This is a genomic window from Bacillus sp. SIMBA_154, assembly GCF_046536015.1.
Classification (GTDB): Bacteria; Bacillota; Bacilli; order Bacillales; family Bacillaceae; genus Bacillus; species Bacillus pumilus_P.
The window spans coordinates 193,167-217,410 of the sequence record NZ_JAWJBV010000003.1; the positions used below are offsets into that span (position 1 = coordinate 193,167).

At 43.7% G+C, this 24,244-nt stretch carries 20 protein-coding genes; 14 read left to right on the forward strand and 6 right to left on the reverse strand.

Features of this window, described 5'->3' with window-relative positions; translation table 11 throughout:
• Window positions 1–24 precede the first annotated feature (24 nt).
• Window positions 25–1,389 carry a sugar porter family MFS transporter gene (locus R0K30_RS07450; protein WP_410609868.1) on the forward strand — a complete coding sequence of 455 codons (1,365 nt, stop codon included), beginning with the start codon at window positions 25–27 and terminating at the stop codon, window positions 1,387–1,389.
• A 291-nt stretch (window positions 1,390–1,680) separates the two neighbouring features.
• Window positions 1,681–3,078 carry a glycosyltransferase gene (locus R0K30_RS07455; RefSeq protein WP_410609870.1) on the forward strand — a complete coding sequence of 466 codons (1,398 nt, stop codon included), beginning with the start codon at window positions 1,681–1,683 and terminating at the stop codon, window positions 3,076–3,078.
• A 14-nt stretch (window positions 3,079–3,092) separates the two neighbouring features.
• On the opposite strand, the gene R0K30_RS07460 is transcribed toward R0K30_RS07455, so the two are convergent.
• From R0K30_RS07460 to kduI, 5 genes are all read right to left on the reverse strand, one after another.
• Window positions 3,093–4,238: a Ger(x)C family spore germination protein gene (locus tag R0K30_RS07460; protein WP_410609872.1), complete on the reverse strand. Its 1,146-nt coding sequence runs from the start codon at window positions 4,236–4,238 to the stop codon at window positions 3,093–3,095.
• Complete coding sequence (locus R0K30_RS07465) at window positions 4,235–5,335, reverse strand: GerAB/ArcD/ProY family transporter (protein ID WP_410609874.1); 1,101 nt, start codon at window positions 5,333–5,335, stop codon at window positions 4,235–4,237. Before R0K30_RS07465 ends, R0K30_RS07460 begins: the two co-directional genes overlap by 4 nt.
• A 3-nt stretch (window positions 5,336–5,338) precedes the next feature.
• Window positions 5,339–6,805 carry a spore germination protein gene (locus R0K30_RS07470; RefSeq protein ID WP_410609876.1) on the reverse strand — a complete coding sequence of 489 codons (1,467 nt, stop codon included), beginning with the start codon at window positions 6,803–6,805 and terminating at the stop codon, window positions 5,339–5,341.
• A gap of 109 nt (window positions 6,806–6,914) precedes the next feature.
• Window positions 6,915–7,688, reverse strand: coding sequence for a 2-dehydro-3-deoxy-D-gluconate 5-dehydrogenase KduD (kduD, locus tag R0K30_RS07475; RefSeq protein WP_230030648.1), 774 nt, complete (start codon window positions 7,686–7,688; stop codon window positions 6,915–6,917).
• A 5-nt stretch (window positions 7,689–7,693) separates the two neighbouring features.
• Entirely contained in the window at window positions 7,694–8,521 is an 828-nt protein-coding gene (gene kduI, locus R0K30_RS07480) for a 5-dehydro-4-deoxy-D-glucuronate isomerase (protein ID WP_410609879.1), read from the reverse strand.
• A 260-nt stretch (window positions 8,522–8,781) separates the two neighbouring features.
• Here kduI and R0K30_RS07485 point away from each other — a divergent pair, with 260 nt between their 5' ends.
• The 12 genes from R0K30_RS07485 to R0K30_RS07540 all read left to right on the forward strand — a co-directional run bounded on the left by R0K30_RS07485 (window position 8,782) and on the right by R0K30_RS07540 (window position 23,029).
• Window positions 8,782–9,792, forward strand: coding sequence for a LacI family DNA-binding transcriptional regulator (locus tag R0K30_RS07485; protein WP_410609881.1), 1,011 nt, complete (start codon window positions 8,782–8,784; stop codon window positions 9,790–9,792).
• 86 nt (window positions 9,793–9,878) lie between these two features.
• The gene (locus tag R0K30_RS07490) at window positions 9,879–10,895 is read left to right on the forward strand and encodes a sugar kinase (RefSeq protein WP_410609883.1); all 1,017 of its coding nucleotides are present in this window, start codon (window positions 9,879–9,881) and stop codon (window positions 10,893–10,895) included.
• Window positions 10,867–11,466 carry a bifunctional 4-hydroxy-2-oxoglutarate aldolase/2-dehydro-3-deoxy-phosphogluconate aldolase gene (locus tag R0K30_RS07495; RefSeq protein ID WP_249705616.1) on the forward strand — a complete coding sequence of 200 codons (600 nt, stop codon included), beginning with the start codon at window positions 10,867–10,869 and terminating at the stop codon, window positions 11,464–11,466. Before R0K30_RS07490 ends, R0K30_RS07495 begins: the two co-directional genes overlap by 29 nt.
• A gap of 118 nt (window positions 11,467–11,584) precedes the next feature.
• The gene (locus R0K30_RS07500; RefSeq protein ID WP_249705615.1) at window positions 11,585–12,040 is read left to right on the forward strand and encodes a GNAT family N-acetyltransferase; all 456 of its coding nucleotides are present in this window, start codon (window positions 11,585–11,587) and stop codon (window positions 12,038–12,040) included.
• Window positions 12,041–12,108: 68 nt separating this feature from the next.
• A complete protein-coding gene (locus tag R0K30_RS07505) occupies window positions 12,109–13,110 on the forward strand; it encodes a sugar-binding protein (RefSeq protein ID WP_099726427.1) in 1,002 nt (333 codons plus the stop codon).
• Complete coding sequence (locus R0K30_RS07510; protein WP_410609886.1) at window positions 13,107–14,549, forward strand: sensor histidine kinase; 1,443 nt, start codon at window positions 13,107–13,109, stop codon at window positions 14,547–14,549. Before R0K30_RS07505 ends, R0K30_RS07510 begins: the two co-directional genes overlap by 4 nt.
• Window positions 14,543–15,961, forward strand: coding sequence for a response regulator (locus R0K30_RS07515; RefSeq protein ID WP_410609888.1), 1,419 nt, complete (start codon window positions 14,543–14,545; stop codon window positions 15,959–15,961). Before R0K30_RS07510 ends, R0K30_RS07515 begins: the two co-directional genes overlap by 7 nt.
• A 102-nt stretch (window positions 15,962–16,063) precedes the next feature.
• Window positions 16,064–17,329, forward strand: coding sequence for an ABC transporter substrate-binding protein (locus R0K30_RS07520; protein WP_230030655.1), 1,266 nt, complete (start codon window positions 16,064–16,066; stop codon window positions 17,327–17,329).
• A gap of 56 nt (window positions 17,330–17,385) precedes the next feature.
• A complete protein-coding gene (locus R0K30_RS07525; RefSeq protein WP_410609890.1) occupies window positions 17,386–18,357 on the forward strand; it encodes a carbohydrate ABC transporter permease in 972 nt (323 codons plus the stop codon).
• Window positions 18,354–19,175: a carbohydrate ABC transporter permease gene (locus tag R0K30_RS07530; RefSeq protein ID WP_410609892.1), complete on the forward strand. Its 822-nt coding sequence runs from the start codon at window positions 18,354–18,356 to the stop codon at window positions 19,173–19,175. The genes R0K30_RS07525 and R0K30_RS07530 overlap by 4 nt, the downstream gene beginning before the upstream one ends.
• A 147-nt stretch (window positions 19,176–19,322) precedes the next feature.
• On the forward strand, window positions 19,323–20,273 hold the full coding sequence (gene manA, locus R0K30_RS07535; RefSeq protein ID WP_410609894.1) for a mannose-6-phosphate isomerase, class I: 951 nt from the start codon (window positions 19,323–19,325) through the stop codon (window positions 20,271–20,273).
• Between the two features lie 125 nt (window positions 20,274–20,398).
• A complete protein-coding gene (locus R0K30_RS07540; RefSeq protein WP_410609896.1) occupies window positions 20,399–23,029 on the forward strand; it encodes an N-acetylglucosaminidase in 2,631 nt (876 codons plus the stop codon).
• A 17-nt stretch (window positions 23,030–23,046) separates the two neighbouring features.
• Here R0K30_RS07540 and R0K30_RS07545 read toward each other — a convergent pair whose 3' ends face one another.
• The gene (locus R0K30_RS07545) at window positions 23,047–24,234 is read right to left on the reverse strand and encodes a CDP-glycerol glycerophosphotransferase family protein (protein WP_410609898.1); all 1,188 of its coding nucleotides are present in this window, start codon (window positions 24,232–24,234) and stop codon (window positions 23,047–23,049) included.
• Window positions 24,235–24,244: the final 10 nt, after the last annotated feature.

Here is a 24,244-nt window from a genome sequence, read left to right on the forward strand (position 1 = left end):
ACAGACAAAAGAGGGGTTATGTTGATGAAAAATCGGAATGGATGGCTTTATTTCTTCGGCGCACTTGGCGGCGCCTTATATGGCTATGATACAGGTGTCATCTCTGGCGCCATCTTATTTATGAAAAAGGATTTAGGTTTAAACGCGGTTACAGAGGGGCTTGTCGTCAGCTCGATTTTAATCGGAGCGATGTTTGGTTCCACTCTCTCTGGAAAACTGACAGACCAATTTGGGCGGAAAAAAGCAATCGTCGCCGCAGCTATTTTGTTTATTATCGGCGGATTTGGAACAGCCTTTGCCCCAAATACGGAAGTGATGGTCTTATTCCGAATCGTATTAGGGCTTGCTGTAGGCTGCTCGACGACGATTGTTCCATTATATTTATCTGAACTTGCTCCAAAGGAATCAAGGGGGGCACTGTCCTCTTTAAACCAGCTCATGATCACATTTGGTATTCTTCTCGCCTATATTGTGAACTACGTTTTAGCAGATGCGGAGGCATGGCGTCTGATGCTTGGAATTGCAGTGGCTCCTTCTGTCCTTCTATTATTTGGTATTTTGTTTATGCCAGAAAGTCCTCGCTGGCTGTTTGTCCATGGACAGGCTGACCGAGCGAAGGCGATATTATCAAAACTTAGACAGAGTAAGGAAGAAGTCGAAGAAGAAATTTTAGATATTCAAAAGGCGGAAAGTGAAGAGAAAGGCGGTCTTAAGGAATTATTTGAGCCGTGGGTGCGCCCAGCATTGATCGCTGGTGTCGGTTTAGCTTTTTTACAGCAGTTTATCGGTACCAATACGATTATTTATTATGCACCAAAAACATTCACAAGTGTCGGCTTTGGTGATTCAGCGGCGATTTTAGGAACCGTAGGAATTGGCGCAGTGAATGTGATCATGACGTTTGTGGCGATCAAAATGATTGACCGTTTAGGACGGAAAGCGTTACTCCTATTTGGGAATGCTGGAATGGTCCTCAGTTTAATTGTTCTGTCAGTGGTGAATCGATTTTTTGAGGGGTCAACAGCCGCAGGATGGACAACGATTATTTGTTTAGGACTCTTCATCGTGATCTTTGCCGTCAGCTGGGGTCCAGTCGTATGGGTGATGCTTCCAGAGCTGTTCCCAGTACATGTTCGGGGTATTGGCACAGGTGTATCTACATTCCTTCTTCATACAGGGAATTTGATCATCTCGCTAACGTTCCCAGCTTTATTAAGTGCGATGGGCATCAGCAATCTCTTCCTCATTTATGCAGTCATCGGCGTAGGTGCCTTCTTATTTGTGAAATACTTAGTGACAGAAACGAAAGGGAAAAGCCTTGAAGAAATTGAAGAGGATTTAAAAAAGAGAAACCGTGCCGTCGTAAGTGACGAAGGGGAAACGGTGTGAAAAAAGACCAGCTGCCTTATGCAGCTAGTTCAGCGTGTAGACAAACTCTCGCATTCGGTGTCAGTCCTGCGTGCCGGTGCTCATGAATGTCACATTCACTCCGCTCCGGTACTCGTCCTTCCTAGACTTTAAGGTTTTCTATCACGCTGAAAAGAAGACAAAGGGCTAAAATAAAGTTCATTTTAGCCCTTTGTTAAACAAACGTTTAATCAAGAAAGGAAAAACGCTCATCTTCTGAACGTGCTGCATATGACATACATATGGAACAGGCGGGCGAAAGGTGGAAATAAGATGAAAGGAAAAACGAGCATTGTCATGCTGACGTACAACGAACTGCATTTAACCAAAAAATGTATCGACAGTATCAAGCAGCATACCCGAAGTGACCAATATGAACTTATCATCGTCGATAATGCATCAACAGACGGCACGAAGGAATATGTGAGAGAGCTGGAAGATGTTATTTTCATTGAAAACGAGAAGAACCAAGGTTTTGCAAAGGGGTGTAATCAAGGAGCGAAAAAAGCGACAGGAGATAACATTCTCTTTTTAAATAATGACACAATGGTGACTGAAAACTGGCTTTCTCCATTAAAAGAGGCGCTATTTGCATCAGATCGTATTGGAATGGTGGGACCTGTCTCCAATTATGTGAGTGGTCCTCAGATGGTCCAGCCATCGTATACAGATGTGAAGGAGCTCCCAGCCTTCGCTAAGAAATATACAGCTGCTAGAAAAGGTCAGAGGACGTACGTGCATAGACTTGTGGGTTTTTGTCTGCTGGTGAAACAAGAGCTGATCGAGGATGTGGGGTTATTTGATGAACGGTTTGTGTACGGATCATTTGAGGATGACGACCTTTGTTTGCGTTCATTGCTGAAGGGATATCAGCTGCAAATTGTCCATGATTCATTTGTGCATCATCACGGTCATGCAACCTTCCGTGCGAATCAAGAAACGAACATTTCTACACTGTTTGCAGAGAACAGGCTTCGGTTTTTAGATAAATGGGGCATTGATTTAAACCTGATCACCCCTCATCCATATTTTACGGCACTGCTGCCTCAAGAGACTAAATACGTGCTGGATGTTGGGTGCGGCGCAGGGGCAACGGGTCTTGAGCTCATCAATAGTCAGTCTGTTGACATGTACGGGGTAGAGGCCGATGCCTTAAAAGCAGAGATTGCCAAGGCGTATTACCAAGAAGTCATCGAGGGCAAAGCGGATGAGTACCCGTGGTCAGAGAAGGAAGCCTTTTTTGATGCGGTCATCTTTTCTGATGTATTAGAGCATGTGTCAGATCCATGGCAAATCATTGTGCAAGCGCACACGTCTTTAAAGCCAGGCGGCGTGATCATATGCTGCTTGCCTAACATGATGCATGCGGAGGTGCTCCTGCCATTAATGACAGGTGATTTTACGTATCAAGATGTGGGAATTCTAGATCGAACGCATATAAGATTTTTCACACCAAAAACGATGCGTGAGCTCTTTCCAAACCATTTGTTCGAACGCGTGATAGAGCAGTATATCAATGTACAGATTGATCAAAACGTCCAATTGTTTTTTGACGAAGTGGCGAGAGTAGGAGAGTCACTTGGATTTCAAACAAAAGCTTTATCTGATCAAGTGACACTATATCAGCTTCTGATTGTGGCACGTAAAAAAGGCGGCGCCCCTTCAGGCTAACCGCCTTTTTGCTATCACCATTTAAAGCTCTTACTTGCACCTTCTGCACCAAAGTTCAAGATGCTGACTTTTACATCATAATCGAAGTCTGCTTCTTGGAATAGCGTGTCCCACTCATCTCGATGCTTCTCCCAAAAGTCAGGATACTTGATGCGCACCTGATGATTTAAAAAGATCGGATCAACACCCACTTCGGTCTGCATGTGACGGACGGCTTTATGAATCCGCCCCTTGATTTTTTGGGAAAAAATGCGCTCATAACGCTTGATGTACTGTTCATCGTATGAGTTTTCAGAGGGATATTGATCTTCAGATAGTTTACCATTTGTTTTTACACTGACTTTAAAGGAAATCTTTCCATCCTTTAAATAAGGTTCGACCTTGGAAGCGGCTTTCTTGATTTCAAATGTAATGGGATAGCCTTTGTAGGCTGCAGGAACAACTCCGCCTGAGATACGATTCATCATCCAATTTAAAGCTTGAACATCATTTGCTGGAATAAACCCTATGAGTTTTCGTGTTTTTCCATGAATGATACCTGCTCCATCATAGATGAGCTCGTCGTTAATGGCATCCACACTTTGAACAAGAAAGCTTACGCCCATCTGAAAGTAATCGGACGCTCTCCCAATACGTGTTGGAAGTAAAATTTTGCCGTTATAGTCCCGGTTTTTTGAAGTTTCAAAGATGTGCTCAACCGGTGCTTTTTGCTGCGAATTTATTTTTTGATTGATTACCTTTGAAGCATTATCCCGTGTCACTAAAAGATAGCTGCTTCTTCGAACCTCGTCATCTCGTATAAAGTGATTGAGTGTCCCTTGAATATCGTGATGCTCTGCCTGACTTTTGCCGAACAAAAAGATTTTGAGATGATCACTGTAGATCGGCTGGTTCTTCAAAGCGACACGACTGACAGCCTCAAGCACATTTTTCCCCTTCGATACGACATTGACATAGCCGGTTGAAGTGGCTTCTTGTGTTCCCCCCATATTGGGCACAAGGTTTTGGTAGGTGAGCTTCACGCCTTGATCATCTGTTTCATCGATGCCAACGCCGCGCACAAACGTTAATGTCTCAATGTCCTTTATGTCCCAGCACCCTGCAGTTAGAAGAAAAAGAAGGCAGGACAAGCAGGATAAAAGTAAACGCCTTCGTCTCATGCAGAACGACCTCCCCATTTTTTACGTATCGCCAGCAGCATAAATGTGATAAAAGGAATGGCTAAAATGATGAACAGAGCGTAGCCGAGTAAAGTGGAAAAATAAAAGACTTCATTAATATTTTTTGGAAAAAGAGATAGGGCAGAGGTTAAGAAAAACAACAGCCATAGCAACCACGTTAAATTGGTCTTCTTAAAGACTGTGTGACACCCTTTAATGGCAAATTGGAAAAAGCCCAGCATGCAAATAAACTGCTGGCATGTCCAGATCGTCAGTAAGAAAATATCAAAGCGTTCAATGAACACCCCTTCAAGTTCTAGCGCTTGAATGAGTGAGACGGTTGGCCATGTGAGTGACATCGTTTCTCCAACAGTCATGGAGCCAATCACAACAAAGAGCGTGAGGGAGTACACAAGTGAGGTAATCCCTACACCAATGGCTGCGGCCCATTTTGCTTTTGACCATTTGTCTTTGTAGATCAGCGGCACAACAATCAAAATGATCTCAAAGCCTGTAAATTGAATGAAGGTTTGAGAGAAAAGTTTACCAAAATCTTTAAATCCGTGCGCCATGACGGGGCGCAAATAATCAAAATCAAATATTTTCAGGCTAAACAGCATCAGCCCAATATAAATAACCATCGTAATAGGGTAAACATACGTCACTATCTTCACCATTGGAAAGATACCGCTTTTTAAATGATAGATCGCTACAAGTAGAAAAATCATCACAATCACGGCCATAGGGGTCGATTGAAGAAGGAAAAACTGAACCACTTCGCCGAGTACACGCGCCTCAAAACCAACAATGGCTAGTAAATAAGCAATCATGATTAAATTAAAGAACGTGCCGAAGAAGGCACCGGCGCCTTTTGTATTAGAATCAAAGATCGTATCCGGTGCATTCTTTTCGGCAATCCAGCCTAATAAAAAAGCAACGAAAGCAAAGATGACTCCCTGTATTAATACAATGATCCAGCCATCAGGGAATCCTGAATTGGCAGAACTGCGAGGAATGGTTAAAATTCCAGCGCCTATCATTGTAGAACTGCACAGAATGGTGACTTGTAACAATGATAGCTTATCAGCTCTGTACATTGCTTACTCCCCTTGTCTTTTGATATTTTTTGTCTTGGCGGTTTTCGGTCTTGATTTAAATAGTCCTATAGGCAAACGAACGTACGTATCCTTTAAATCTGAATATGGTGAAGACAAAATAGGTGTAAAATAATCAAAACCAAAGGTCTTCAATTGCATGAGATGACAAAGCACGAATAAATAACACATGATTAAGCCGTACAAACCCAAAATAGCAGAGCTGAAAATCGCCATAAACCGAAGGATTCGTAACGGGAAGCTAAAGTCATATGATGGCGCTGTGAAATCAGCCAATGCAGTTAGTGAAACAATAATGACCATTAAGGCACTGACGATATTCGCTTGTACAGCCGCCTGACCAATAATCACGCCGCCAATCAATCCAATTGTTTGCCCAATCGCTCGAGGAAGACGAAGTCCAGCTTCTCGCAGCAGTTCAATCGTAAAAGACATGAGAATGGCTTCAACCACAGGAGGAAACGGGACATTTTGCCTACTACCTGCGATGGTGAGTGCCATCTGTGTCGGTAATAAACCGGGGTGATAGGAGACAAGGGCGATGTAGAGCCCGGGTAAAAAAATCGTTAACATTACGGCGACATAACGGAGTAGGCGTAAAAGAGTCGCGCTTGTCCATCGTTGATAATAATCCTCTGGTGATTGCATTAAGGCTGTAAGTGTCATAGGCAGAATAAGAGCAAAAGGTGTGCCGTCAAGCAAAATGGAAACCTTGCCTTCAAGCACAGATGCGATCACCCGATCAGGGCGTTCCGTGTTTTGAATCTGTGGAAAAATGGAAATGTGACTGTCCTCAATCAGCTGTTCAATATAGCCGGTTTCAGGGATATCATCCATTTTGATTTGTTTTATGCGTGATAGAACATCTTCTACTAGTTTTGGATCAGCAATATCACGAACGTACACGAGAGCGGCAGTTTTCTTATTACGAGTGCCTACATTCACCTTTTGAATGACAAGATTAGGATCGTTTGCCCTCTCGCGTAGTAAAGCCGTATTTTTTTCAAGGTTCTCAATAAATCCAATCCGTGGTCCTCTTACAAGTACTTCAGATTGTGGCTCCTCTACTTCTCTGAATTGAAAAAGGTTCGTATGAAGCGCAAGAGCTTGCGTCGCCCCATCTACAAATAAAATAGCCCTGCCGCTATATAACTGCTCGATGGCAAGGTTCATATCTTCCAGCACATCATTTTGAATGCCAAAGAACTTCTTAGACAGGGAAGGAAGTGTGGTGTGATCGACTTCGGTGATGTCCAGTTCCTTTTGCATAGGTGAAATGATTTGTTTGGAAAGCATCTCAAATTCTGTGAGTCCCTCAACGTACACGAGACATGCAGAGACAGCAGAAGGACCAAATGAAAAAGAGTGGAACACGATATCATCACTTTTCCCGGCAAAGCTTTTGACGCGCTTGATGACGGACTGTATATCTTGTTCAATGCGACTTTTCAAAATACCTCACCACCCTCATGTCATGTTTTTTATAGAGTGACTCGGAAGGAGGAGAATTATGCAAATAGAAAAAAGAGAATCCCTGAAAATAGGAATTCTCTCGATATGTTTATCTCGCAAGCCAGCCGCCATCAACAGCTAAAATGTGGCCGTTCATATAATCGGAAGCTGGTGAGCTAAGGAAAACAGCTGCACCGGCTAGATCCTCAGGCTGTCCCCAGCGCCCGGCGGGGATTCTTTTGAGAATTTCTTCATTTCGATTCGCATCATCACGAATGGCTTGCGTGTTATTGGTGGCAATATAACCAGGTGCGATCGCATTTACCTGAATTTGATGTTTCGCCCATTCGTTCGCAAAAGCTTTGGTCAGACCAGCGACAGCATGCTTACTCGCTGTATAAGCGGGAACAAAGACGCCGCCTTGAAACGAGAGGAGGGAGGCGATATTGACGATTTTCCCTTGCCCGTTTTTCAGCATTTGCTGCCCAACCTTTTGAGTGAGAAAAAAGAGACTGTTGATATTCACATCCATGACAGTATGCCAATTTTCCTCTGAATAGTGAGCGGCCTCTTCTCTTTTAATGGTTCCAGCATTATTGATTAAAATATCAATGGTATGCTGCTTTAAAATGGTATCGACATCCCGCTGTGCAGACTGAGGATCGGCAAAGTCGACCTGATATGCATGAAATGATCTGCCAGTCTGTTCGACAAGCGCTTTTGTTTCATCAAGTGGTGTGCGGTGGTATGTGCCGATGATATCTGCACCTGAACGGGCAAGCGCCACAGCAATACCTTGACCAATGCCAGTTCCAGGACCTGTCACAAGGGCTGTTTTGCCTTCGAGGGAAAAGAGGGACGCAACATATGATGTCGTCGTCACCCTCGTTACCTCAGCTGGTCCATTGGGACAAAGTCCATATCTTTGAACGTATAGTTTTCTCCCGCCATTGCCCAAATAAATGAATAATTCGCTGTACCTGAGCCTGAATGAATGGACCAGGCAGGAGAAATAATCGCTTCCTCATTTGCGACAACGAGATGTCTCGTTTCAGAGGGCTCCCCCATAAAATGAAAGACACGTGCCTCTTCTTCTATATCAAGATATAAGTACACTTCCATACGCCGGCCATGAATATGAGCAGGCATTGTGTTCCATGTGTTATTCGTTTCAAGCTGAGTCATTCCCATCATGAGCTGACAGCTTTGGATGCCGTCTGCATGGATGACCTGATACAGGTTTCGCACGTTTGAGGCAGACGCCTCCCCTAAGTGATTCGGTGTTAATTCAGCAATGGCTGCCTTTTGCGTAGGGTATGCTCTATGAGCCGTTGCTGATACAAGATAGAACTTGGCCTGCTCGCCTGATGAACTAGTAAACTGCACATCTTCGTGTCCAAGACCAATATATAAGAAATCTTTATGCTCCAGCACAAAAGACTCACCATCGACTGTAACCGTTCCTTGCCCGCCGACATTCACGATGCCAATTTCTCGTCTTTCAAGGAAATAATCCGTACGTAAAAAGTCGCCGGCATCCAGCTTGATCGGTTCTGCTGTCGGCATTGCCCCGCCAATGACCACACGATCCTCATGCGAATAATAGAGCTTCAATTCACCGCTGACGAATAGCGTAGGAATATGAAAATGACGACGAAGTTCCTCTGTTGTAAAACGTTTGACCTGCTCAGGATGTACAGCATAACGATTTTCCATTTGAAATAAGCCTCCCTTTCCATCTGAAACAAAATATTGGTGTTTTATTTGGTATCGGTTTCAAGGAAAATTCTAGAGGAAAAAGAGAGCGGCGTCAACCGTTAATTTGAAATCGCTTTCTTTATTGTTTATTAATACGATTTTTTCCACATCATTCAAAAAATTCTTCTGGTATTCATCAAATTATGGTATGCTCTTTTTAAGTTTATTTGAAATCGGTTTCGAAACAAACCAGAAGATTAATCGTGGGAGTTTTTTGAATGAAAGAGAAGAAGCAAATGAAAGTGACCATTAACGAAGTTGCAGCTTATGCAGGTGTTTCAAAATCAACAGTATCCAGATATATCAATGGCAGAACAAATGAAATTTCTTCTGAAAAGGTAAAAAAAATTAAAAAAGCCATTGAGGAGCTCCATTACCGCCCGAGTCAGCTCGCTCAAGGACTAAAAGTAAGAAAAAGTAAGGTCATTGGTTTTATTGTAGCCGATATAACGAATCCATTCTCTGTAGCGACGCTTCGCGGTGTCGAAGAGATTTGTGATGAATATGGGTACAGCATCATGGTCTGTAACACAGATAATCGTCCAGAAAAAGAACGAGAAATGCTACTGAAGCTGAATGCACATTATATTGAAGGGCTCATCATCAATACGACAGGTCAAAACAATGACATTCTACAGGATTTTAAGAAAAACGGTGTACCGATTGTCCTTGTTGACCGTAAATTACCTGAACTCAAAGTCGACACAGTGACAACGAATAACCGTGATATCACGATCGGGCTGCTTCGACAAATGTATGAGAAGGGCTACGATCACATCGCTTTCTTTACTGAGCCGGTTGATGGGATTAGTCCTCGTGAAGAACGAAAAGAAGCATATGAACAGACGGCCATGAGTAAACATAAAAAACCTATCATTTCAGAAATCAATTTGAAGCAAAAGGAACAAATGCGAGAAGAGATTGTCCGTTTTTTACAATCAAACCATCAGAAAAAGGCGATTTTAGCAGGCAATGGTTTACTCATGCTGAAGCTCATTAGTGAACTCGTGGAGCTTGGGATCAAGATTCCTGATGAGATAGGCATTGCCGGGTTTGATGATACAGAATGGTATAAGCTGATTGGGCCAGGGATCACAACTGTTGCACAGCCATCTCATGAAATGGGGAAAGCGGCCATGCAAAAAATCAAGACACGGCTTGAAGGCGATGAAAGTGCGCCCCAAACTATTCAACTCGATGGAGAAATCATTGTCAGGAAATCTTTATAAGCGAAAGGCAGAGAAGAGTATACATACGTGCATGCTCTCTCTTTTTCAACTGATTTGAAACCGGTACCGAGAGAGGGGAGAAATGAGTGAAAGCATTGGATGCGGTCACATTTGGGGAATCAATGGCGATGTTTTACGCAAAAGAAGTTGGAGAACTTCATCAAGTGCATACGTTTCAAAAGGCGCTTGCTGGTGCAGAGAGTAACGTCGCTGTCGGCCTTTCAAGGCTGGGTTTTGAGGTTGGCTGGATGAGCAAAGTCGGGGCAGACTCACTTGGCACATTTATTTTAGAAGAGCTTCAAAAAGAAGGGGTCGATACAAGTGCAGTGCTCCGTTCAAATGATGGGTCCCAAACTGGGTTATTGCTTAAATCAAAAGTCATTGATGGAGACCCTGACGTGACGTATTACCGGAAAGGCTCTGCTGCGAGCACAATGAGTCCAAGTGACTTTCCCTCCAACTATTTCCGGCAGGCTGGACACCTTCATATGACAGGTATTCCGCCTGCACTGTCTAGTGAAATGAGAGCGTTTTCTTTTCTTGTCCTTCAAGCCATGAAGGAAGCAGGCAAAACCATTTCATTTGATCCGAACCTTAGGCTTCAGCTATGGGAAGAGGAAGAGGATATGATTCATACGGTGAACCAGATAGCCTATCAAGTCGATTGGTTTTTCCCGGGACTTGCAGAAGGGCAAAGGCTCACGGGATGCCATGAGCCGGAAGAGATTGCAGAGGTCTATTTACAAAAAGGTGTCAAGCTAGTGGTCATTAAGCTCGGAGCGGAAGGTGCCTTTTATAAAAGTGCAGCCGGTCAGGGAATTGTGAGCGGGTTTCATGTTCATGATGTCGTTGATACGGTCGGCGCTGGTGATGGATTTGCAGTGGGGGTTATTAGTGGCTTACTTGACGGCTTATCCTATGAAAAATCCGTTACAAGGGGTAATGCCATTGGAGCACTTGCGGTGATGTCTCCAGGAGATAAGGATGGACTGCCCACTCGGGAGGAGCTTCAGGCGTTTATGAAAGAAGCCAAACGGTATCACAGGCGGGAGTATATGAAGGGGGATGAGAGAGATGGGAAAGTCAGCAAGTTTGAACGTTAAAGAGCAGCTCGCAGTCTGTAAACTGATCGCAGTGGTTAGAGCGGATAGTGAAGGAGAAGGCATTGAGATGATTCAGCGTTTAAAGAAAAAAGGGGTGCGTGCCATTGAAGTAACGTATACCACTCCAAATGCTGAACGCATCATCGCATCCTTTCGGCATGAGCAAGAACTCATTGTAGGAGCAGGAACGATCACGACGCTTGAACAGGCACAATCAGCCATTGAGGCAGGCTCGCAATTTATTGTCAGTCCAGGATATCTCTCTGTGATTGGAGAGCATCTATCATTTCACGATACACTCTATGTGCCAGGTGTCCTGACCCCGAGTGAAATCATGCAGGCAAAAGCAAATGGATACCGCTTGCTCAAGCTTTTTCCAAGCGGCTCCTTCGGTTTGTCCTATATGAAAAACTTACAAGGCCCGTTTCCAGAGGTTGAATTTATTCCAACAGGCGGCATTCATCCAGCCGATGTCCCAAAATGGCTCGCAGCAGGTGCTGTGGCAGTAGGTGTCGGCAGTCAGCTTGGAAGCAGTACAGCAGAAGAATTACAAGCGGTTCTTTCTTCATAAATACTTGATATGACACAAACAACTGGCTCATGGATGCCGGTTGTTTGTTCGTTTATCTGACATAACAGCGGGTAAGATTCGACTCTTCACGTACAATGATCGTGAAGGAGGGATTGAAATGTACATTCAACAAGATGCACTCACAGATGGACGGATAGATCAGCTGATCACCGGTCATGTAGAAGAGATGAAGGAGCATTCTCCGCCAGAAAGCATTCATGCCCTTCCATTAGACGATTTGAAAAAACAAGATGTCACAGTGTGGAGTGTATGGGATGGAGAGGAACTTCTTGGCTGCGGAGCGATAAAGGAGCTATCAAGTGAACATGGTGAAATCAAATCGATGAGGACGGCAGCTCTCCATATGCGAAAAGGGGTAGCAAGGCAAATGCTGACCTACCTTCTCCAAGAAGCCAAACAGCGAGGCTATACACGTGTCAGCCTCGAAACAGGTGCGATGGCTTTCTTTGAACCAGCAAGAAGACTATATGAAAGCTTTGGGTTTCAATATTGTCCGCCTTTTGGTTCATATCAAGAAGATCCAAACAGTTTATTTATGACAAAGGAATTATAGAGGTCGAGAGAGTATGCTTATAAGCAGCTCTTTTTTTATGCGGCAACAATGAAAGGAGGGGGATGTGAGTGAAGCTGTCTAAGTTGATTGGAATAGGCGCTCTTCTCACAGTTTGTGTGCTATCCGTCATTTCTTTATGTGTATTAGGTCAAGATTTATTTAAGATTGAAAGCGCTTCCGACAAAGTGGTATCAACCTATCAATATCACTTTGTCCTTGTACCGGAGGAACTTGATAACGAATATTGGCAACTGGTGCAAAAGGGAGCTGCTGATGCGGCGGCCGTTCATCGTGTGTATCTCGAATACCTGGGCCCAAAGCAGGCTGATTTGGATGATCATCTTAAAACCATTGATATGGCGATTGCTGGGCATGTAGATGGTATTATGACGCAGGGACTTGACGCGAAGAAATACAAACCGCTCTTTCAAAAAGCAAGGGAAAAAGGCATTGATGTCGTCACAGTCGATACGGATGCAGAGGGGAGCAAGCGTCAAGTGTATGTTGGAACGGATAATTATTATTCAGGCTTTATCGCAGGGCAGGCGCTCATCGCAGATACAACAGGCGAACAGTATGTAGGAATTGTCACGGGCCGGCTTGATGCCATCCACCAGAAGCTGCGCGTTAAGGGATTTCGAGATGCCGTTTCTGCTGAAAAACGCATTCATATTGCTGGAATAGAAGAATCAGCCATTACGAAGTCAGGGGCTTCCGGTGCAGCGTATAAACTATTAAACAATCATGCAGAGCTGACCGCATTTTATGGAACAAGCGCATTAGATGGTGTCGGCATCATTCAAGCAACAGAGCAATATCGATCAGCTGCTGATTTTTATGTGCTCACATTTGATACATTGCCTGATACGATTCAGGCGCTTGATGATGAAAAAATCGATGCGGTGGTCGTGCAGCACCCTTATGAAATGGGCTACCAAGCGGTTGAATCACTTGTTCGTTTGCAGAAAGGCGAAAAGGAAGAAGCGCTGCAGTACACAGGAACGAGTGTGATTCGGCGCGGGGATTTGCCTCTTCATCAAACAGAAAGACCACAGGGGGTTCAGCCATGAGAAGGATTCGAAGTAAATTGTTATTGGCGTTTTTAACCCTTGTGCTCCTTGGTAACGTGGCTGCTTTTTTTGTCTATTGGAGCAGCTCGAAATTAACCTCAGAATATAGCAGGAGCTTTCGTTCTTTTCTCCTGCTTAATGATATATCCACAGAGGCAAAAACGATGTATGAAAAGGTCAATGCCTATGCCATTGAGAAAGATCGGCAGTTTGCCAGAGAATATATTGAATCAAAACAGAAAATGAAAACCTATGATCAGGCGCTGCTAAAAGATGCCGGGCTTCATGCGGCGATACCCTCTATTGAAAAATATCAATATATGATGCGGACGCTCATGAATGAAGGTGATGCGACCATGACACATGTAAAAGAAGGGAAAATCAAAGAATATGCTGCAAGTGTGAAGGAGGTGAGAACAGTCTCCTCCTATATACAAGAGCAGACGATGACCCTGCTAGATGATGAATTATCTGAGTATCAGGTACTCTATCAATCACTTCAACAAAGACATCAAACTTATGCGCTCTTTACCCTGTGTCTGTTTACGTTATCGATTGGGGTCGCATTATGGATGGCATATATCATTGCTGGCGGGATATCAAGGCCAATCGTCCACCTGTCTCGAAGTGCCAAAGAAGTATCAGAAGGAAATTTTGATGGAGCGAATTTGCATGTCACATCAAAGGACGAAATATCTGTGTTAAATGAGGCCTTTCAACGAATGCGGCAGGAGATGAAAATGATGATTGAAGAGATGAAACAAAAGGCTGCCTTAGATCAAAAAATCAAAGACATGAAGTTGAAAACGCTGCAAAACCAAATGAACCCACACTTTTTATTTAACACATTAAACATCGTATCACGCATGGCTTACTTAGAATCAGCAGATGCCACATCGAGATTGATTCAATCGGTTTCCACGCTGATGCGGTATTCACTGTCTGCTCTCAGTACGTCCGTTACATTGGAACAAGAAGTGAAAGTGGTCAAAGAATATTTTCATATCCAAGAAACGAGATTTGCCGATCGTATTACATGCAAAACGACCATAGATGAGTCGTGTCTATCTGTTCACATTCCAAGTCTCACATTACAGCCGCTTGTCGAAAATGCCTTTATTCATGGAGTAGAACCAAAGGAGGAAGGCGGGCTTGTTGAGCTCTCTATCTATCGAGACAATGGCTTTGTGATGATTCGGATTCGGGACAATGGGACTGGAATCAATGAAAGAGAGAAAAAAAGATTGCTATCGGAAAAAGAAGAGGATCATCCGAACACACTGAGTAAAGGCCATTCTACAGGAATTGGTCTTCGAAATGTGGTGTCAAGACTGCGTTTGTTTTACGGGGTGCAAGATGCCCTTCAAATTAATTCAAAGCCAAACGAAGGCACCACCATTCAATTGGCGATTCCGATAAAGGAGGGACCTGTATGCTGAACGTGCTGATTGTGGATGATGAAAAAATAGAACGAATGGCGATGCGGAAGTTCATGACCGAATGGCTCCCGGAGTGTCATATTGCAGGGGAAGCTGAAAATGGAAAGAAGGCGGTTGAATTTGCGCGGTCGGAGCCGATTGATCTTGTGCTCATGGATATTCAGATGCCTGGCATGGATAGATTGACAGCCATCAAACAGATCAAAGCAGGCAGCCCGCATACAAAATTTATTATGCTGACAGCCTACGATACGTTCAATTATGCCAAGCAAGCGATGCAGGAAGGGGTTAAACAATACCTCGTCAAACCAGCTGATAAAGACGAAACCATTGCAGCCATTCGATCTGTTGCGGCAGAAATTGAGCAGGAGGCGTCTCAGCGGCAGGCAGCGACGGTCAATCAGCAGTCAAAGTGGCTGGAAGCCCATGTGATCAACGGTCAATCTTATACCTTCACTGAGTTTCAACAATTGTTCCAAGAATGTGAAGCAGGTCTCGTCATCGCTGTTCAGCGGGCAGGCGGGGATCAGCTGTTGAGTGATTTACAGCAATCCGCTCTTTTTCAAGCGGTGCCTATTCAGATGGGCGGTGAGCTGTTTACATGCTTCATTTATAGTCACCAAGGAACAGGTCAGCTAAAGGCAGATGTACTGCAAGCCATTCGAGCTGCCATGACAAGCGGACATCCTTCACCTGTCGTTGGCATAGGGCACCCAGTCTCAAACCCACTTCATCTTCAGAAAAGTGCAGCGGAAGCAAAGCTTTCTTATTATCAGCGAAAAAAGGATGGCGGCGTTGTTCGTTATGGTTTTTACAATACAGAAGTGCAGTCCAATCTGTTGATCAATCTTCCCGAGCTTGCTGACGACATAATGCTGGCACTGGAAGAAGGAAGAAGAGAGGATGCGCTTGCCTTATTTGATGCCTTTGAATTAGAGGGGGCGGCACTTACACATGTAAAAGAGCTGCTGATTCTATTAAAATCACGACTCCGTGCAGACCTCTCCATTCTGGCCATCAGCACAGCAGCAGAATGCCGCCAGTGCTGTGAGCATCTATTTGACGTGTATGAAGCGAGAACCCAGACCGTGAATGACATCGAGCGGGCAAAACGTTACATCAAAACACATTTCTGCGAACATATCACGCTCGAGCAAACTGCCGCCTATGTTGACTTAAGCCCAACCTATTTCACAAAGCGCTTTAAAGATGAGACGGGTCTGACCTTTAAAGAATATGTGACGACCTGCCGGCTGGATAAAATCAAGAAGCTTCTCAAAGACAGCTCGCTTAGTTTAAAAGAAATTACTTATCAGGCAGGATATACCGACCCCAATTACGTCAGCCGTGTCTTTAAGAAAATGGTCGGTTGTTCACCGAAGGAATATCGAAAACTGGCCATAAAAAAATGAAGAATTTCATAAAAAAGTGAAGAAGTTTGCCTGAAAAAAAGCAATGATCTACAATTATACTTATTTTGATAACGCTTACAAAATAGGGATGGGGGATCAATCATGAAGTTCAAATTAGGCTTTACTTTGTTGGCACTCTGCATGCTTCTCATCACGGCTTGCAGTACATCGACGAACTCAGATGCAAAAAAAGAGGGCGGAGCGGAGAAGCTTGAAATTTTCTCTTGGTGGACAGGAGCAGGTGAGGAAGACGGACTGAAAGCACTCATTCAATTGTTTGAAGAGAAAAATAAAGAGATTCCAATTGAAAATGCAGCCGTCGCAGGTGGTGCTGGTACGAATGCAAAGGCTGTTTTGACGAGCCGGATGCAAGGAAATGATCCGCCAGCTTCCTTCCAAGTACATGGCGGGGCAGAGCTGAACGAGAGCTGGGTCGCGGCAGGCAAAATGGAGCCGCTTGATGATCTTTATGAACAAGAAGGCTGGAAGGACAAATTCCCAGAATCACTGATTGACCTTGTGAGCAAAGATGGGAAAATCTATTCGGTTCCAGTGAATATTCACCGAGGCAATGTGCTTTGGTATAACAAAAAGGTATTTGAAGACCAAGGTTTAGAGCCGCCAACGACATTTGATGAATTTTTCAAAACAGCAGATGCTTTAAAGAAAAAAGGGATTACTCCACTTGCGCTTGGGGATAAAGAGCCTTGGGCAGCGACTCACTTGTTTGAGAGTGTTCTGCTTGGTGTATTAGGCGCAGAAGATTATCAAAAACTTTGGGCGGGCGACTTGAAAATGGATGACACAAAAGTGAAGGAAGCGGCAGACATCTTTGGACGCATGCTCGAATACGTCAATGACGATCATAGCTCCCGTAACTGGCAGGATGCCTCACAGCTCGTGGCAAAAGGGGAAGCGGCGATGAATGTCATGGGCGATTGGGCGAAGGGATACTTTGTCAACGATCTGGACTTGAAGGTCAACAAAGATTTTGGTTACGTGGCGACCCCTGGAACGGAGGGAAGCTTTATGGTGATCACCGATACGTTCGGACTGCCGAAGGGTGTCAAACAGCCGGAAAACGTGAAAAAATTCTTATCTGTCTTAGGATCTGTGGAAGGACAGGATGCGTTTAATCCGCTGAAGGGATCGATTCCGGCACGGGTTGATGCGGATGTATCAAAATATGATGAATACGGAAAATCGGCGATGAAGGCATTTAAAGAATCAAAGCTGGCGCCGTCACTCGCCCATGGCTCAGCTGCTGAAGAAGGCTTTGTGACGAAAGCAAACCAAGCCGTCAATATTTTTGTGACACAAAAAGACAGCAGCCAGTTTGTTTCATCTTTAAAAGACTCTATGAAATAAAGACGAAGGAGGCGGCGATCAGGCACCGCCTCTTTTTTAAAAAGGAGTGTAGCTTCATGCGCATGGACACATCGCTGAACACAAAAGCGTCAGCGCCGAAAGTGAAACGTGTTCGGAAAAAATGGAATGGAGATCAGCTGCTTGCACTGCTATTTTTAGCCCCGTCAGCTGTTTTATTATTCATCTTTGTTTACGGCTTTATTGGCTGGACAGGGTATGTTTCATTATCAAACTGGACCTCGCTTGTTCCGGATTTCTCTTTTGCAGGACTTCGCAATTATGTCATGCTGTTTCAAGATTTCCGCTTTCAGTCAGATCTACGAAACACGGTCTTTTTTACTTTATTCTTTATTGGAGCCGTCATAGCCTCTGGGCTCGCACTTGCGATTTTACTAGACCAGAAGATCAAGGGTGAATCTCTTTTCCGGAATTTATTCTTTTTTCCGATGGCCCTTTCCTTCGTTGTGACTGGTGTCGTGTGGCAATGGATTTTAAATCCGTCAACTGGAGTGAATTTATTTTTGAAAACGCTAGGCATCCAGCCTAAGTGGTACACGGATACGAATATTTTAGCTGGATTTGTCTGGGGGAAAATTGAATTTGGTGTACCAGCGGCGATGATTGCAGTCGTCATTGCAGCTGTGTGGCAAATGACTGGGTTCTCGCTTGCGATGTATTTGGCAGGTCTTAGAGGAATTCCAGAGGAAGTGAGAGAGGCTGCTAGAATGGATGGAGCAACTGAGTGGCAAATCTACCGAAAAATCATTTTTCCGCTTTTAAAACCGATTACTGCAAGTGTCATTATTATTATGGCTCATATTTCTTTAAAGATTTTCGATTTGATTTACTCGATGACAGGACCGGGTGCAAACTTTGTCACGGATGTACCGGGCGTTTATATGTTTGAAATGACCTTTAGAGGAAACCATTATGCAGGCGGTGCTGCCATTGCAATCGTCATGCTGATCTCTGTTGCGGTCTTTATCGTGCCATATCTCCTGTCGAGCCGGAAGGGGGCTTCATCATGACAGCCAGATGGTTTGTCCGTCCAGTTCTCTATGCTTTATTGATTCTGTGCAGCCTCTTTTTTCTAATGCCTGTCTATGTCATGCTCGTCACAAGCTTAAAGCCATTAGGTGAAGTCACCCTTGAGCAAATGTGGTCGCTGCCATCAACGCTTGATTTCTCTAGCTATCAAATCGCTTTTGAAAAGCTATCGCCTAATTTGATGAATTCACTTTATCTTGTCATTCCTGCTACCTTATTGTCAGCCGTATTAGGTGCGATGAATGGCTATGTGCTATCAAAATGGCGTTTTAAAGGGTCAGAAGTGGTTTTTACGTTGATGCTGTTTGGTATGTTTATTCCGTATCAAAGCATCCTCATTCCACTCATTCAATTTTTACGTGAAGTCGGATTATATAATTCGATTCCAGGTCTAGTGCTTGTCCATGTCGTATATGGTCTTCCGATCACAACACTCATGTTTCGCAATTTCTATGTGAGCATCCCTGATGAAATGATTGAATCGGCCAAAATTGATGGCGCAGGGTTTATCGGGATTTTCAGACATATGATTCTTCCGCTTTCCATCACAGGATTTGTCGTGGTCGCCATTTGGCAGTTTACCAATGTGTGGAATGAATTTTTATTTGCAGTCACGATGACCACTGCGGAGCATCAGCCAGTCATGGTCGCCTTGCAAAATCTATCAGGCAGCCAAATTGTGCAATGGAACGTTCAAATGGCAGGAGCTATTTTGGCCGCACTGCCGACACTTTTGGTGTATATTCTGCTCGGAAAATACTTTGTGAAGGGGCTTCTCGCAGGCTCTGTCAAAGGATAAAGAAATTTTCATGTTATCGTTTTCATTTGGTGTACTGAAAGGATTGACTTCTCTTTAGATAGCGTCATAATAAAAGTTGAGACTTACTAGTTTTCATCATGCTAGGCAAGGATTATCAAAGGGTAGCAAAGGGAGGAGTCATCCTGAATGAAGCAGTCACCAATTTTTTTACTGCCTGAATTGAAGGAGAGAATATGGGGAGGTACAGCCTTAAGGGATCAATTTGGCTATGATATTCCTTCTGATCAAACGGGAGAATGCTGGGCAATTTCTGCTCATCCAAACGGACCAAGTGTCGTGCAAGACGGTCCATATAAAGGGAAAACGTTGATCGAACTATGGGACAATCACAGGGAGTTGTTCGGGGGAATAGAAGGCGATCGCTTCCCGCTGTTAACAAAAATTTTAGATGCAAACCAAGACTTGTCCGTTCAAGTTCATCCAGATGATGATTATGCTGAAAGACATGAAAATGGAGAGCTTGGGAAAACAGAGTGCTGGTATATCATTGACTGCAAAGAAGGAGCAGAAATGATCTATGGACACAATGCAAGAACAAGAACTGAGCTAGTGACCATGATGAACAGCGGAGATTGGGAAGGTCTTTTACGGCGAGTGAAGATTAAGCCTGGTGATTTTTATTATGTGCCAAGCGGTACCATTCATGCGCTATGCGAAGGAACGCTTGTCCTCGAAACGCAGCAAAGCTCAGATACAACCTATCGGGTATATGATTATGAACGAAAAGGCCAAGATGGCAATGAGCGTGAACTTCATTTTGCGCAAGCCATTGACGTCACAACGGTTCCTCATATAGACGGTTATGCAGATGAATCAGTCGAAACACGTCCAGGAATGACCATTAGAACATTTGTAGAAGCAGAATATTTCTCTGTGTATAAATGGGAAATTGATCAAAAAGTAGAGCTTTCGCAAGATGATCCATTTTTGCTGTGCAGTGTTATTAAGGGAGAAGGGTCTATAGAGCATGATGGGAACACATATCCACTGCCAAAAGGGGCTCATTTTATTCTGCCAGCTGAAACAGGGAGCTTCTCGATTGAAGGATCTTGTGAACTGATTGTGTCACATATATAAAGGAAAAGAGGACTTAAATGGGGTCCTCTATTTTGCTATTGCATGAATGACTTGAAAGAAGACTTGTTTTTGTCGATAAAGAGATTAGTAGACTATTATGCAAAGTTAAGAGAGGGACAGGGAACGTGAAAAAAACCATCAAGATTATGTTACTCGCAGCTGCCTTTGGTATGACATTACACACAGGCAAAGAAGCGCAAGCAGCCTCCTATGTCGATCAATCCATTTATACGATTAGCACCTCAAAGGTATTTACGACAGAATCAGAAGTGAAAAAAGCAGTAGAAACACTGAAAAAAGATAAAAAGTGGACAGCAAGTTATCAAACCTCAGGGAATACGTCGACCTATCAGCTCACTGCCTCAGGATATGACTCACAAGATGCAGCGAATGCAAGTGCGGCGGCGTTAAAAAAAGAGGTGGGCATAAATGGCACTGTGTCTCCAGTTGGTGATCGCCTTCCTTTACAAAAGGTCGTATCTGACCCGATCAACGATGAAAGTCAGGCAAAAAAGTTCTCGCTAGAGCTAGCAAAAACATCAGGGCTAAAGAGCTCCTATGAAGTCATCAGTCAAAGCAGACCTTCTTATCAGGTCATATCAGGAGCCATTGATTCTGAAACGAAAGTCAAAAATATTCAAACAGAATTACAAAAGAAGGCAGGAGTCACCAGTACATACCAAACCGAAAACAAAGCTGGCACCGTGTATCAGCTGATCTCAGGCGGTATTGTTGGACAAAGTAAGGCGAATACCATCCTGCAAGGCTTTCAAAAGGAATCTGGTTTAAAAGCAGTGCGTCAAACGGTGACAGCAGGCAAGCCATATTACATCGTCACATCAGCTGCACAAGCTAACCAGTCGAAAGCCCAAACACTTCTTACCCAGCTGCAAAAAGAAGCAAAAATCAGCGGGAAGATTCAGAAGGCAGGAGCCGTTAAAAATGTCTATCGCATGGAATCAGGCTATTTCAAAGACAGCAAACAAGCAGCCTCAGCTGCGGCTCAGATTAAGAAACAAACCGGTGCTGCAGGTACTGTGCAGCGAGTAGGAAAAACGAAAAATTATATCGTGAAGCTCAATCAATTAAACGATACAGCTTATGCAAAAACAGTTGCCTTTTTCAAGAAAAAGAAATGGCGCTATACGTCCAAAAAAATCTCTTCTACACAGCCATATCAAATAGTGACTGGGAACCTTTTAGGAGATGATCAAGCGAAAAAAGCGACGGCCTTCTTCCAAAAGAAAAAGGTATCTGCGACAACGAAAAAAACGGGCAAGGTATCTGATAGCACGTATCGACTCGTTGTCAATCAAGCAACGGATCAAGCAAAAGTGAACAAAGGTGCCGCATACTTAAAGGCACAAAAGGTGACAAGTAACATCACAACAGGTAAGGGACAAGCCGTCACCAAAGCGTATAGCCTGATGACAACACCTGTATATGATCAAAGCAAAGTGAAGCAGGCGCAAGAGATCATCAAGAAAAATGGGGTTGCCAGCAGTACAAAAACTTTAACAGAAGCTGTCAAGCAATACCGTATTACGACAGAGGCGACTGTGAATCAGACAAAACTCAATCAAGCACTTAGCTATTTGACGAAACAAAAAATGAAGGCAGCTGCCCAAAAAACGGGTACAACTGATTATGGGCAATATCAAATGAAAACAGGGGTCATTGCGACTGCTGCATTGCGTGATCAAGGCATGGCATTTTTCAAAAAACGGAATGAAACAGCTGCTTATACAACGACAACAAAACCGGCATATAAAATCAACATAACGCAGCAATTCACAGGGTTAGCAAATGCAAATGCGGCCATTGCTTTTGTGAAAAGCCAATATGGCTGGACAGCCACCGCAACAAAAATCAAAAATGGCCCGATGGTCATGCAAACGAATTATAACCTCACTGTCAATGAGATGGTGAACAAACAAATGAAGGTGTCACCACAGACAGATGGTGCGGCTTATGTTTATGCGACATATGTAGATCCAGCGACGTCAACAGTGAATACGGATGGGTTAAATGTACGTTCTACACCTGATTCAAGCTCTGCAAGCAACATCGTGGCACAGCTGAACAAAGGCACAAAAGTGAAACAGCTCGGGAAAGAAGGAAATTGGATAAAGATCAGCCTTGGCTGGAGAAATGCGAGTTCAGCAGAAGTGTTAAAATATGTAGACCCAGCTAATATCGCTGAGGGCACTCAATCGTATTTTCAATTTCTCAAACTCTCTGAAGCTGCGAATCTCAATCCGACCGAAGTCAATTCGAAGATTTTAGCAGGGAAAGGGATTCTTGCTGGAAAAGGACAAGCCTTTATAACTGCAGCGAAAACGTATCATATTAACGAAATCTATTTGATTTCTCATGCGCTGCTTGAAACAGGTAACGGAAGTTCAATTTTAGCGAATGGTACGATGTTTAATGGAAAGAAAGTGTATAACATGTATGGCATTGGCGCATACGACAGCAATCCGAATTATCTCGGTGCAAAGTATGCGTATGAACAGCAATGGTTCACGCCAGAGGCAGCCATTATTGGCGGGGCAAAATTCATTGGCAACAGCTATATCAATCACGCCACATACAAACAAGATACCATTTATAAAATGCGCTGGTCTAGTGCAGCGACTCATCAATATGCTACGGATATTGGATGGGCTTATAAGCAAGTCACTCGTATGTATAGTTTGTATAACTTACTTGATAACTATACGCTGTATTATGATATCCCGGTTTATAACAAATAAAAAAACGTCCGTGCTTCCTAATAAGAAGCCGGACGTTTTTTGTGTAAGAGCTGCTGTTCAATAAATGTTAAGAGCTGCTCACTTGATTGTCCCTTTGAATATTGGTTCCATTCCTCAGCGAAGGTTTTTAATAGATCTCCATTGGCTGATTCGTTTAGATGTAAAAGCTCCTTCAAGAGCATGTCTTGAGAGACGCAAGCCTTTCCGGGAATGATGTCTTCATAACGATCGACTAATCCCCGTTTATCTCGATAAGTTTCTAAATCATAAGTGAAGAACAAAACAGGTTTTTCGAGCAGCGCATATTCAAACACAATCGACGAATAATCCGTAATCAGAACATCGCAAGCACAGAGCAAAGGATAAAGCGGCTGCTCAGACACATCAAATATCCATTCACCATCTGTTTCAGCCTTCGCTAAATGTTTGACCGCAGGATGAAGCTTGACGAGCAGAATATAGTCGCCATTCAGCTCTGTCTGCAATTGCTCCTTTGAAAAGGGCAGGACAAGACCGTCCATTGCATAATCTCGATAGGTCGGTGCATAAAGCAGAATTTTTTTTCCTTTAGGGAAATCATCCGGCTTTAAGGAAGGCGGGCGCTGATCATAGTACACATCCGTCAGCGGCACACCTGTTGGTAAAAAACGTTCGTCATTTACCCCAAACGATGACTTGAAAATCTCACGCATGCGATCTGAACCCGTGACGATATAATCGAAAGACGCATAGACCCGCTTGAAGCGTTCGATATCACGTGGACTCCGGCATGAATTTGAAGCATCTTCAAGGCCAAATTTTTTCAAAGCGCCATTGGCATGCCATACTTGAATACAGGTTGTAGAAGGTCTGTTTCTTAGCACACTTGTCATGAGAAAGTAATTATCCGTCACAACGACCTTGCTTTTCAGCATCGTATACATACATTGAATGAGATGGAAGGGATTTTTTTCATGAAAATAGCGAAATGACAGATGAGACCCGTCCTTTTCTATATTGGAAGCATGCTTCGTATAGAGGACTGTCAGCTTCATCGTCATATTCGCTTGTTGTTGATAGGTATCAATGAGAGCAGCCGCATTCTCCTGGAATGAAACAAGCAGCGTCACCTGGTTTTCACGCGGTTTCACTCCGCTCATCAGCCATCCAATAAAAGAAACGAAAGCTGCATAACATGAAATGATTATTGAGCGTATATTCATCATTGATCAGTCT

Bases quoted from the DNA above. Each gene is read 5' to 3' on its own strand.
- R0K30_RS07465 (WP_410609874.1), bottom strand. From the start codon at position 5,335: ATGTACAGAGCTGATAAGCTATCATTGTTACAAGTCACCATTCTGTGC.
- kduI (WP_410609879.1), bottom strand. From the start codon at position 8,521: ATGGAAAATCGTTATGCTGTACATCCTGAGCAGGTCAAACGTTTTACA.
- R0K30_RS07500 (WP_249705615.1), top strand. From the start codon at position 11,585: ATGTACATTCAACAAGATGCACTCACAGATGGACGGATAGATCAGCTG.
- R0K30_RS07520 (WP_230030655.1), top strand. From the start codon at position 16,064: ATGAAGTTCAAATTAGGCTTTACTTTGTTGGCACTCTGCATGCTTCTC.
- R0K30_RS07510 (WP_410609886.1), top strand. From the start codon at position 13,107: ATGAGAAGGATTCGAAGTAAATTGTTATTGGCGTTTTTAACCCTTGTG.
- manA (WP_410609894.1), top strand. From the start codon at position 19,323: ATGAAGCAGTCACCAATTTTTTTACTGCCTGAATTGAAGGAGAGAATA.
- R0K30_RS07485 (WP_410609881.1), top strand. From the start codon at position 8,782: ATGAAAGAGAAGAAGCAAATGAAAGTGACCATTAACGAAGTTGCAGCT.
- R0K30_RS07450 (WP_410609868.1), top strand. From the start codon at position 25: ATGAAAAATCGGAATGGATGGCTTTATTTCTTCGGCGCACTTGGCGGC.
- R0K30_RS07515 (WP_410609888.1), top strand. From the start codon at position 14,543: ATGCTGAACGTGCTGATTGTGGATGATGAAAAAATAGAACGAATGGCG.
- R0K30_RS07545 (WP_410609898.1), bottom strand. From the start codon at position 24,234: ATGATGAATATACGCTCAATAATCATTTCATGTTATGCAGCTTTCGTT.
- R0K30_RS07455 (WP_410609870.1), top strand. From the start codon at position 1,681: ATGAAAGGAAAAACGAGCATTGTCATGCTGACGTACAACGAACTGCAT.
- R0K30_RS07530 (WP_410609892.1), top strand. From the start codon at position 18,354: ATGACAGCCAGATGGTTTGTCCGTCCAGTTCTCTATGCTTTATTGATT.
- R0K30_RS07460 (WP_410609872.1), bottom strand. From the start codon at position 4,238: ATGAGACGAAGGCGTTTACTTTTATCCTGCTTGTCCTGCCTTCTTTTT.
- R0K30_RS07495 (WP_249705616.1), top strand. From the start codon at position 10,867: ATGGGAAAGTCAGCAAGTTTGAACGTTAAAGAGCAGCTCGCAGTCTGT.
- R0K30_RS07525 (WP_410609890.1), top strand. From the start codon at position 17,386: ATGCGCATGGACACATCGCTGAACACAAAAGCGTCAGCGCCGAAAGTG.